The organism is Kitasatospora sp. P5_F3 (genome assembly GCF_054049135.1).
This window is the reverse complement of the sequence record NZ_JBFUMY010000106.1, coordinates 1-10,646: the sequence shown is the minus strand read 5'-3', so window position 1 is coordinate 10,646 and position 10,646 is coordinate 1. Positions and strand designations below refer to the sequence as shown.

Annotated in this window: 10 protein-coding genes and 2 pseudogenes; 8 read left to right on the top strand and 4 right to left on the bottom strand. The window is 69.8% G+C overall.

Annotated elements, in window-relative coordinates; all coding sequences use genetic code 11:
- Together ACXJMZ_RS34315 and ACXJMZ_RS34310 are read left to right on the top strand one after the other, a co-directional pair.
- Positions 1-100: pseudogene (locus ACXJMZ_RS34315) on the top strand (DUF1772 domain-containing protein); the annotation flags it as partial.
- Positions 101-1,293: 1,193 nt separating this feature from the next.
- Positions 1,294-1,638: a hypothetical protein gene (locus ACXJMZ_RS34310; protein WP_457033935.1), complete on the top strand. Its 345-nt coding sequence runs from the start codon at positions 1,294-1,296 to the stop codon at positions 1,636-1,638.
- A 585-nt stretch (positions 1,639-2,223) separates the two neighbouring features.
- Here ACXJMZ_RS34310 and ACXJMZ_RS34305 read toward each other — a convergent pair.
- Positions 2,224-2,619, bottom strand: coding sequence for a peptidase inhibitor family I36 protein (locus ACXJMZ_RS34305; protein WP_457033934.1), 396 nt, complete (start codon positions 2,617-2,619; stop codon positions 2,224-2,226).
- 364 nt (positions 2,620-2,983) lie between these two features.
- Positions 2,984-3,379, bottom strand: a complete 396-nt coding sequence (locus ACXJMZ_RS34300) for a hypothetical protein (RefSeq protein WP_457033933.1) — start codon at positions 3,377-3,379, stop codon at positions 2,984-2,986.
- Positions 3,380-4,221: 842 nt separating this feature from the next.
- On the opposite strand from ACXJMZ_RS34300, the gene ACXJMZ_RS34295 reads away from it, so the two are divergent.
- Positions 4,222-6,090 (top strand): NAD-binding protein, encoded by a 1,869-nt coding sequence (locus tag ACXJMZ_RS34295; protein WP_457033932.1) that lies wholly within the window; start codon positions 4,222-4,224, stop codon positions 6,088-6,090.
- A gap of 209 nt (positions 6,091-6,299) precedes the next feature.
- Here ACXJMZ_RS34295 and ACXJMZ_RS34290 read toward each other — a convergent pair whose 3' ends face one another.
- Both ACXJMZ_RS34290 and ACXJMZ_RS34285 read right to left on the bottom strand, forming a co-directional pair.
- On the bottom strand, positions 6,300-6,767 hold the full coding sequence (locus ACXJMZ_RS34290; protein ID WP_457033931.1) for a hypothetical protein: 468 nt from the start codon (positions 6,765-6,767) through the stop codon (positions 6,300-6,302).
- A gap of 770 nt (positions 6,768-7,537) precedes the next feature.
- Positions 7,538-7,966, bottom strand: coding sequence for a PPOX class F420-dependent oxidoreductase (locus ACXJMZ_RS34285; protein WP_457033930.1), 429 nt, complete (start codon positions 7,964-7,966; stop codon positions 7,538-7,540).
- An 875-nt stretch (positions 7,967-8,841) separates the two neighbouring features.
- On the opposite strand from ACXJMZ_RS34285, the gene ACXJMZ_RS34280 reads away from it, so the two are divergent.
- From ACXJMZ_RS34280 to ACXJMZ_RS34260, 5 genes and pseudogenes are all read left to right on the top strand, one after another.
- Positions 8,842-9,054: a DUF6879 family protein gene (locus tag ACXJMZ_RS34280; RefSeq protein ID WP_457033929.1), complete on the top strand. Its 213-nt coding sequence runs from the start codon at positions 8,842-8,844 to the stop codon at positions 9,052-9,054.
- Positions 8,981-9,214, top strand: a complete 234-nt coding sequence (locus ACXJMZ_RS34275) for a DUF6879 family protein (protein ID WP_457033928.1) — start codon at positions 8,981-8,983, stop codon at positions 9,212-9,214. The genes ACXJMZ_RS34280 and ACXJMZ_RS34275 overlap by 74 nt, the downstream gene beginning before the upstream one ends.
- A 13-nt stretch (positions 9,215-9,227) precedes the next feature.
- Complete coding sequence (locus ACXJMZ_RS34270) at positions 9,228-9,431, top strand: hypothetical protein (protein ID WP_457033927.1); 204 nt, start codon at positions 9,228-9,230, stop codon at positions 9,429-9,431.
- A 111-nt stretch (positions 9,432-9,542) separates the two neighbouring features.
- A complete protein-coding gene (locus tag ACXJMZ_RS34265) occupies positions 9,543-9,824 on the top strand; it encodes a hypothetical protein (protein WP_457033926.1) in 282 nt (93 codons plus the stop codon).
- Positions 9,825-10,099: 275 nt separating this feature from the next.
- Positions 10,100-10,646 (top strand): annotated as a pseudogene (locus ACXJMZ_RS34260) (hypothetical protein); the annotation flags it as partial.

The window sequence follows — 10,646 nt, the reverse complement described above, 5'->3', positions numbered from 1 at the left end:
GGACTGGAGGGAGCAGAGCGACCGCTGGGACCGCTACCACTACGCCCGCGTCGCCGTCATCGTCGCCGCCTTCGCCCTGCTCGCCACCGCCCTCGCCTGAACCCGCGAACCGGGACCGCAGACGGTGGCGAGCGGTAAAAGCTTGGTGAGACTGATCAAAGTACGGCGAGACGGGTCAGCCGGCTGCCGGGGGTGGCGTTCCGTCAGGCGGCTACCCCGGCCCGGCCACTGGCCCCCCACTGTCCCCGGCCATTGGTCCCTGAACAGTGAGTGTTGTTCAGGGCGGTCGCCCGCCGGGCCGCCGGCCCTGGGCCTGCTGCTGCGTCTGGCCACCATCCCGGCCGGGCCTGCCTGCCGTCCTGTCCTGGCCGCCCGTTGCCGCGTACCCGGCAGGGATGAGGCTGCTGTGGGGAGGGGTGACGCTGCTGGTGCGCCGGACCGCTCACGGGGCCCGCATCGTCCAGGACCCGAGGATCATTTCTGGGTGGGGGTGCTCGTGTTGATCGTGGTGGTTCATTTCCTGGTCGGCCTCTTGTCCAACGTGGACTGGGACACCGGAGGGCCCACGGGCCAGGACTGGAACACCGTCTGACACTGAGCGTGCCTGCCTGCCCGCCGCCAGGACGCTGCCTCGGCCGCTACCTCGAGCGCAAGGCCGCCGGCGAAGCTGTCCACGTCCGCCAGGGCCTCACCCTCGAAGTCCGACTCGACCCACCCGGGCACCACCGGGGCGAGGCCGACATCGAGATCTTGAACTGCGCAGCCGACCTGGACCGCCTCAACCCGACTGCCGGAACCCGCATCCTCACCGACGACTGCGGCATGCGGCTCCGCGGCCAAAGCAGGGGCCTCGCTCCGCTGCGCCTGCCTGCCCGGTACCGCAAGACCGGTACCGGCATGGATGTGGTGGACGTTCCGGCCCCTTCCTCGGCCCCGTAGCCCGGGCGTTGGTCGGTGTCCGGGCGGGGCGCTGCGCTGGCCTTCTCTGTGCGTCCGGCTGGGGCCGGCCAGCTGCCCGCGTGGTTGGTGCGGGGCCAGGGCGGCCGCGTGAGGGGCCGTCAGGGGGCCGTGCTGGGGCAGCAGGCCGGGCAGGCCGACCACCGGCCCGCCTCGGTGCTGGCGGTCGTGCTGCGCCACAGTCAACCTATGAGATTGCAGGTTCCCTGCGGATTTCCACGGCGTCATCCTTGTGCGCGGGCGGCGGACCGCCCACTTTCGCCGATATCTGGGGCAGACATGGCGCGTTTGGCAGGAATTCCTGGTGGCAGGTCGATCGGTACGAGGTTCGCCGCCGTGGCGGCCGCCGGGACGCTGACCTTGGCAACAGGCGTGTTGGCGGCAGGCCCGGCGCAGGCATCGGGCAGCTACCAGGGTTGCCCGTCCGGGGCGGCCTGCATCTACGCGCAGGACAAGGGCTGGAACGGGGGCCACCCGGACCTCATCTTCTGGGACGGGGTTTACAACCTCAGCTACCAGGAGGGGAACCACATCGTCTTCAACAACCAGACCGACGGGTGGAAGGTCGAACTCCGCGAGGGGTGGAACGGTACCGGGACTGTGCGGGTCTATGTGCAGCCGGGCGAGCATGACGTCGAAAATCTGTCGCCCATCAACTCGGTTGTCCTCAGGCCGGCGTAGTTTGCGCCGAGGCCACAGCTAGAAGCCACGATACCTGGCCCCATTGAAGGGCCCGGCTGACCGGTCAGCGGTCGCAACACGAAGATCCGGTTCCGCCCCATGGCAGACCGGATCTTCGTCATTCCCCTCCAGTGCCGGCGGGGAGTCGGCGATTCTCACCAGGGCGAGCACGGACTCCCCGGTGGGCTGGCCCACCGGGCGCACGCCCGGATCCCGGAGAAGCTCCCTTGGAAGGACCGGCCTCCCTCATGGCCCAGTCCGGTGTTGCAGCCGCCCGAGCATGGCAGGGTGCCTAACTAGGCGGGCAACATCCGGTTGAGGAGTCAGACGGCGGCCGTGAGATCGGGTTTCGGGCTGGACCCCGGCCACCAGCTGTACCCAACAGTGGAGAACCGCCCGACAAACCACCCGGCAAATGGTCCACTTGGTCACGACAAAGGCCCGGTCCGCTGCAGCGGTACCGGGCCGTCGGGCTGAACCCGGCTGGCCTCTGCGAAGAATCAGCCGAACAATTCAACGAGACCTGCACCCTCGAATTAACTCCATCAGCCACTGCAGTTCCGAAGTCGCGGTGCCGGGATTCCCTTAGGAGTGGCAGGGGACCACGTACCACACCGGCGAGAAGTTGATGCTTTCCATGACCGGATACCCCGCCGTTATCCCGATGGTATCCCCGTCGTAGGCCTTGAACAGCGCGTCGGTGCTGTAGCCGGCGGGCGTCTGGTTGTTCCTGTAGGAGCCGACCCCGTTCCACTCGTGCAAGGCGTAGCTCGTGCAGTTGGGCAGTCCGTACACGCGCCCGGTGTAGGACGGTCCGGTGTAGAGGCAGAAGTCTCCCACGGCACAGTAGTTGTGGACCGTGCCGCCGGTGACCCAAGCGCCCGAGTTGTCGGTGCTGCTGGCCATCGCGGGCTGCGCAAGGAGGCCGAGTGCGGTGAATGCACCGGCCAGCGTCACTGCGGCTGCTCTGTGAAGCTTCAAGATTTTATCCCCTTTGTGAATTGGTATAAGACGTTTCGCCCAGTCCGGGCTGATATTCCGGCGGATCTTGGGACCCCTGGGGCCTTTGCGCTCTCAGCTATGTGAATCGCGAGGCCTAGGTTGACCACGGTGTGAGGGTAGCGGCCTGTGGGACACGAGCCGTGAGAATGGGTTCGGGCCCGGTAAATGGCCCGCTGGGTCACGACAGATGCCCGGTCTGCCACGGCGGTACCGCGCCGTCGGGCTGGACCCACCTGGGCTCCGCGAAGAATCAGCCGAACAACTCAACGAGATCTGCACTCGAAAAGTCCCGAGCGAACTTCATCAGCCAGTACGGTTCCGAAGTCGCGGGACCAGGATTTCCTTAGCCGCAGGGGCGCACGTAGTACACGGGGTTGAGGTTGACGGCGGCATCAGCCCCCCACTGGAGCCACCCGTGCCCGATGACATTCCCGGCGGCATCCTTGAACTCCGCGTCGGTGTTGTAGTTGGCAGGGGTCTGGTTGTTCTTCCAGGATCCGAGACCGTTCCACTCGTGCAAGGCGTAGTCCGTGCAGTTGGGCAGTCCGTACACGCGCCCGGAGTAGAGCATGCCGGTGTAGAGGCAGAAGTCTCCCACGGCACAGTAGTTGTGGACCGTGCCGCCGGTGACCCAAGCGCCCGAGTTGTCGCCGCTGCTGGCCATTGCGGGCTGCGCCAGGAGGCCGAGTGCGGTGAATGTACCGGCCAACGTCACTGCGGCTGCTCTGCGAAGCTTCAAGATTTAATCCCCTTGTGAATTGGTACGAGACATTGCGTCTAGCCTGGGCTGATATTCCGGCGGTCTTTGGGGTCGACCGTGAGGTCTTTGCGTCCTCAGCTATGTCAATAAGCGAAGCGCGAGATGTGGCTGACGGCAGATTTCTATCAGAGGGGCTACCGATCGACTACCTATGACCTCATAGGTTGACCGCGGCGTGAGGGCAGCAGGCTGGGGGACACGAGCCGGCATCGGGCAGCGGGCAGCGGCCCGGCCCCCGACCGGACCGGACCGACCCCGTGCGCGACCTTGACGCTAATCAGGTGCGGGGGGCTTGGATTCTCTGGGCGTCCGCCGGGGCCGGGCCGCGCGGGGTGGTGGAGCGGCGGCCGGTCGGTGCTGCGCTGGTCCCGGGCTACTCCTGGGCGGCCGGCTGCTCCGAGGTACGGGTCGCAGCGGTGACGGTCACACGCCGCCGAATCCGCTCGGAACGACCTGCGGCTGCGGAACAATCACCGGCGGATGCCCTTGAAGGCCACGCCCGCGATGTCGAAGAACTCCGTCTGCGGCGACGACGACGCCTGGGAGAGCGGGTAGACGCGGGTGGTGGGCAGGCTCGGTACGCCGTCGGGCGCGCGGACGGCAATCCAGTTGGCGAAGAGTCGGCACCGGGTTGCCGGCGGAGCGCACTTGGTCCTGGTGTGTCGTATTCGTCGTCGAGCTCGGCTGGACGGCTGCGATGTTCAACCGGTGGGGCCCGAGTGTCCCGCCTGGGTCGCTGACGTTGTGACGGTTCGTCAACGTAATCGATCTCCACGCGCTTTGGTGTTCCGGGTGCGGCTCGTGGGCGTCAGACTGGCGTGATGGTCTTGATCCCGACCGCCCGCGAGGGTGGCCCTGACGATGTGCCGGTGCCGGTCGGGCACATGGTGGTGTGCGGCGATGACGCGTTGGCGTACCGGCTGACGGTGGAGCTGGCGTCGCTGTACGGCCGGCGGGTGACGGTGGTGCTGCCATCGGTGCTGCGTGGTCACGGTCCCCGGCTGGCCGCGCTGGCCGAGGACGGCCGGTGGCCGGTCACGGTGCGGGAGGCGCCGGTGCTGGACGACGCCGCGCTGGAGGCCGCGGGGGTGCGGGAGGCGGTGGCGCTGGCGCTGACCTCGGGCGACGACCAGGTCAACATCCATGCCGCGTTGCGGGCGAGGCGGTTGAACCCGACGGTCCGCCTGGCGGTACGCGTCTTCAACCGCAGGCTGGGAGTGCGGGTGGAGCAGTTGCTCGACCGGGCGGCGCTCGCCCGTGACCCGGGCTTGTCGGCGGCGGCGCTGGAGGCGTCGACCACGGTGCTCTCGGCGTCGGCGACGGCTGCCCCGGCGATGGTGGCGGCGGTGGTGTCCGGCCGCAGCCATGTGGTGCAGGTCGACGGGCGGCTGTTGCGGGTGGCCGAGACGGCAGCGGGCGCGGAGCCGCCGGCGGGTCAGATCGCGGTCCTGGCCGTGCCGGGCGGTGGGCCGGGGGTGGGCGGTCCGCCGGATCTGCTGCTGCCCGACCCCGGAGCGGCCGAAGCCCAGGGCGGTCGGCTGGTGCTGGAGGTGATCGGCTCCGACCAGCGGCCAAGGCGACCGCGTCGGCTGCCCGGTCTGGCCGGGCTTCCGCTGGGCTCGCTGTTCGCTTCACGCCTGCGCTGGGCGCTGGGAGCCCTGGGCGCGCTGGTGCTCCTGTTCGCGGGGCTGACGTGGTGGGTCACCGGGAGCAGTCCGCAGTACGCGGCCTGGCTGGCCCTGCTGGACGTGCTCGGCATCGCCGATCCGGCCGAGGGAGCGGTGCGGGGCCGCAAGGTGCTGCAGGTCCTCTCGGCGATCAGCGGGATGCTGCTGATGCCACTGCTGATCGCCGTCGCGCTGGAGGTCCTGGGCACCTTCCGGACCTACTCCGTCCTGCGCCGGCCGCCGCGCCGCCTGGAGGACCACACGGTGCTGGTCGGCCTTGGCCGCGTCGGCAGCAGGGTGCTGGAACGCCTGTGGGAGCTGGACGTCCCGGTGGTGTGCGTCGAGAAGGACCCCACCGCGCTCGGCGTCGCCCAGGCCCGCGCCTACGGCGTCCCGGTGGTGATCGGCGATGCCACCCAGGACGGTGTCCTGGAAGCCGCGCGGATCACCCGCGCCCAGGCCCTGATCTGCCTCACCGGTGACGACAGCACCAACGTCGAGGCAGCCCTCTACGCCCGGGAGTGCCACCCGGACGTCCGCGCCGTTCTTCGCCTGTTCGACGACGACTTCGCCACCGACGTCTACCAGGCCCTCAAGAGCTCCTACCCCTCGGCCGTCACCCGCAGCCGCAGCGTCTCCTTCCTCGCCGCACCCTCCTTCGCCTCCGCGATGATGGGCCGTCAGGTGATCGGCGCCGTCGCCGTCGGCCGCGAGGTGATCCTGGTCGTCGCCGTCGACGTGGCCGCCAACCCGCACCTGGACGGCCGTACCGTCGAGCAGGCCCACCGCCCCGGCGCCTGGCGCATCCTGGCCGTCGACCTCGCCCAACCCGCCGACCGCACCCCCGACCTCGCCCACTCCCACCCCACCGCCTCCGAGCTCCTGTGGAACCCATCGCCCGACCGCCTGCTGGTACGGGGCGACCTGGCGGTGCTCGCCGCCACCCGCGAAGGCCTCGGCCAGCTCCTGACCCCCCAGCCTCTCGGGCACACCGGCACCCCACAGCCCGCCTCGGGCACCTGAGAGTCAGGAGGACCGTCGTGCCCGCGAGGCACATGGCGCGCCTACCGCACCGGCGCTACGGGTGCTTGTCGCCGCAGTGACCGTAGGTCAGTACGTTGTCGAGGTCGGCAAGGTGYACTTCCGGGTGATGGCGATGCTGGTCGTCAACACCGCGGTCGCGTCCGCGCTGTCGGGGTGACGTGCGGGCCGTCCGGACGGCCTGGGGCGGTCTACTGGAAGCTGAGGTCCTCCACGCCCTGGCTCCGGGTGGTGAAGTTGGCCTGGCCGGTGGCGCCTTCGTAGTTGCCCACGCCGCCGGTGAGCACGCTGGTGAAGGCGGTCGGGAAGGTGTTCCCGTTCGGGACGGCGGCGGCGTAGGTGACCTGGCTGCCCGAGTCCTCGACGATGAGGCCGGTGCAGTAGGTCTTGCCGGCTGCGGTGTTGAGGGCGTTGCAGCGCTGGAAGACGGTGCCGATGGCGTTGCCGTCGGTGTCCTTGACGATCCCGGAGCCGGTGGTGCGGACCCCGGCCGGCCCGGAGAACTCGAGGGAGACCGAGGGCAGGACGATGACCCGGTGCCCGCCGGAGGCGGGGGCGGGGGCATCGGAGGCGGAGGCGGGGATGCTCAACGCGCCGGCCACGGCGAGGACCGCGACGGCCAGGACGGTGGCGCGCTTCGCTGAGATACGTCGGTACACGGGAACAGCTCCTTGTGTCGTTCCGGGCCTGGTGCCCACAGCCGTGAGCAGTGGATCAGAGGCCGACTCCTCACCCGGCATCCGGCGCTTCCGGCATTCGGGTGTCCGTGTTGGCTGCCGAACGCGGGCCTGGCAAGCCATCGGACACGAACGAGGCGCCCCAACTTGGCCGTTCGGCTGGTTGTGGGCGTCACCCGTTGTCGGGCAGATCTTCACCCCCACCGATGGCGGCAGCCGCCCGGACGCCCACAGCTTCTCCACCGGCCCGCACAGCAGACCGCCTTCTCGCAGCCGGACCCGCAGGCTTCGGAAGCAACACTGCCGCCGGAACCGCGGCGTTTGTACGACGTCGTCATCGGCAGCGAGCCCCAGACCACCGGTGTCGCCCCGGAGCAGGTATCGGACAGTTCGGCGGGCCACAGCCGCCTTCGCACTGCCGGTGTACACCGAGCGGCTCCTCCGTCCCTTGAGCGGGCAGGCACGGGCAGGCCTTCTCCGGTCGTGCTCGTTCACAGGGGATGGCCTGTGAAGGCAAAGTACTTTTCCGCAGGCTGATATGACGATCAGTTACGTACTTGATATCTGGATTTCGAAGGCCGACGACGGTGCGGTGCCACCCGTCCCGATCCCTCCGGGCCGGCCGGTACCACTGGCCGCCGAGGCCCAGGTCGCGGTCCGGGCCCCGGCGGAGTTTGAGGGGGTCAGTTCCCGAAAGCCGCGTGCAGGTTCCGACGTTGAGGGATCAGCATGGCGTGTCGTGCATGTCGGGTCTATGGCTGTTCCGCGGGTCGGGAGGCCAGGTTGCCGGCCGCCTTCTCGACGGAGATCCGGATCGCCACCCTGACCACCTCCGGCGGGAGTTCGAGGTACTCCGTCCCGGCACCCGGCCCCTCGTACTGCTCCGCGAGGGCCACGGCCAGGGCCCGGCCCTCGTCCTCGCGGACGGTGGCCCGGCCGCGCAGCTCGACGTAGCGCAGCGGGTCGGCCGGGTCGTAGACGGTCAGGCTGGCCCGGGGCTCGCGCTCCAGGTTACGCACCTTGCGGCGTCCGGCGGCCGAGGAGATCACCAGCTCGTCGCCGTCGCGACCGACCCACACCACTGAGGTCTGCGGGCCGCCGTCGGGGTTGACCGTCGCCAGCACCGCCGGGACAGGTGCGTCGAGAAGGGCGCGGACGGCCTCGTTGAAGATCACTGTCATGTTCGCGACCCTAGGCCGATCCGCCGATTCCGTCGACCCCCTGACGGATGGTCGGTGGCCGGCCCTCTTCGGCGAGCTCGACGGCGCAGGGCTTCGGCGCCCGGTACCTCCCCGGCGCGCGCCAGGCTCTCCGCCATTTTCTGCCTGACTGGGGGACCCAGCCGGCGGTTCCTGCCGCGACCCCCAAGTTCAGCCCACGCCCCCGGAGTCGAAGGCGCTCGACCTCGCCGAGCTGATGCGTGCCGGCGTCTGGCCGGCCACCGAGGCCGTCATCCCGAGCTGGAACGTCGCGCCGGCCGGTGAGGTGCTCGCCGAGCCGGAGCGGGTCGACCGGGAGAGCGGTGGGAGCGTCATCCCAGGCGACGGCTGCTACGAGTGGAAATCCGTCCTCGCCACCGATGGCCACGGCCACCGAAGGCTTCACCGACATCCACCCCGACGGCAGTTGGACCGCCCGCCGTACGATCCTGCCGCCCGGCCACCGCACGAACGACGCCAAGTGTGACCGGCCTGACGGCTGTGGGTGGGCAGCTGCGACCTGGACTTCGCCGCCGCGCGCGCGGCGCTCTCGGGCTCTTGACGGTCGGTCGGTGGTGGGGGAGTGGTCGTGCAAAGCAGCGCAACCAGGGGAGGGTGTCAGGGCGCTACGGTTCGGCGGGGTCGATCCCAACACGGGTAAGGACGAGAGCCCGATGGTGTGGGTGGATGACGAGGCGAAGGGGCTGGTCGTCCAGGGTTGGAAGCCTGGTGAGGTGCTGCTGACGGAGGTCGGCAGTACGCGGTGGGTGCCCGGCCATGCCGTCGGTACCCCGACCTCGAGACCGTGACCCGTATRTCGCTGCGCCTGGCGGAGATCAGCAGGAAGGCGCTCGACGATGCAGAACGTGCCGGACTTCTCCGAGCTGCTGGCCGGTGCCCAGTACTCCGCGGTGCATCTGGAGATGCGTGACTCCTACAGCATCGCCGGTGAGGCCGCGGAGTTCGAGCAGCCCAAGCTGAACAGCCTCCACCCGCATGTCGACCCCGAGTCCCAAGGCTGGTCCGGCTGGGTGTCGCTGGTGCGGGGCGCCGTCGCTCGGGGGGCGTGATGCGCCGCGCCCGTATCGTTTCCGAGCCGGTCACCGAATCGCGTTGCCCGGTAACGAGTTTTGGCTGCTCGACGGCAGGATTGTCCGGTTCAACCACTTCACCGGCGACGGCGCTTCCGGTGGGCAGAGGGAGGCTGGGGTGGCCGCGCGGTCGAGGTAGGAGGGTTCCGCCCGTGACGGTCGAGGAGATGCCCGAGATCGACGGTGATGTCCGCAGGGCGTGCCAGGCACTGATGAGTGCCCGCCAACTGCTCGGCGCCGAGTACCAGGCGCTGGCCGAGGAGGAGAAGGAGACCAACGCGCGGGAGCGCCAGGAGACGGTTCGCCGGGTGCGTGAGGACATCTTGGCCGTCAACGACGCCGTGGTGCAGCCTTGACTACCTAGCCACCGCCGCCGGGTTGCGGGCGCGGGGCATCGACGGCCGATACTCCCACGACACCACCGGCTCCCCTGCACGCCCCTTCGACCGCTCGGGGTGCCGGCGGCCGTGGGTTACGAGGCCTTCGACAGCCTCCGGACGGCCGCCGACCGGCTGCGCCAGGTCTACTCGCCGACCCGGAAGTACCCCGCTCTCGCCCGGCCGCGTTTCCCGCAGAACACCGTCAGCGTTGTCGAGCATCTGCGCACCGCGGTCACGGCGCTGACGAGCGGACTGGCCACCGCCGATCTCGATGAGGACACCCAGGAACTCGGCGCGTCCATCCTGGAGATCCTCGACCAGTTGCAGCGGAACCTCCGTGTCGCCGTGCCGGCCCCGGCGGGGAACTGACCCCGGAGGCGGTGGCGGCCGTGATCCTCGCCAACTCCGCCCTCGCGAAAGCCGCCGCCACCGCCCTGGGCCGGGCCACGGACTGACGCCGATGGTGACGAGGTCGTCGCTGAGGTCGCAGCCAGCCTGTCGATCTGCTCCGCCTACGTCACCACCATGTCCCAGTGCGGTACGGGAACTGAGCTCGGGTCACCCGCCCGCCCCTCCAGCCACTAGCGTGCGGCCATCGAGTTCAGCAGTCCAGCCGATCGCCACACAACCGGGAGACCCCGCCCATGCCAATCCTCGTCCCCCGCATCTTCCTGACCACGGTCGTCCTCGCCGCCACGCTGACGCTGACCGCCTGCGACCCTGTGGCCGAAGCCGACCCCACCGCTTCCGCCGCATCCGCCCCTGCCGCAGCGCCCGCAACGTCCTTCTCGTCGCCCGCCGGTTCGGGCGAGCGCACGCTTGTCGAAGCCGCCACTGCCGGCGGGCTCACCAGGGACACCGGTGCCGACGCGGTGTCCGACGTCCCGGTCGACCCGGGCGAGATGCGTGACGGCATGCAGCTGGTGGTCGCGGACTACAACCCAGCCGGGCAGACCTCCGCCCGCCGCGTCCTTTTCGTCGGCGTCGACAGCGTTCCCGAGGACCCGAACAAGCGCCGAGAGCACCTCTGGCGCGGCCTGATCGACTACGCCCTGCAGAACGGCTCCACCGGCACTCCCACCACCGCCAAGCCGTACCAGCCCGGCCCGCTCGGCGGATCCCTCGAGTGCCTCAGCCTGCCCGTACCAGCCCGGCCCGCTCGGCGGATCCCTCGAGTGCCTCAGCCTGCCC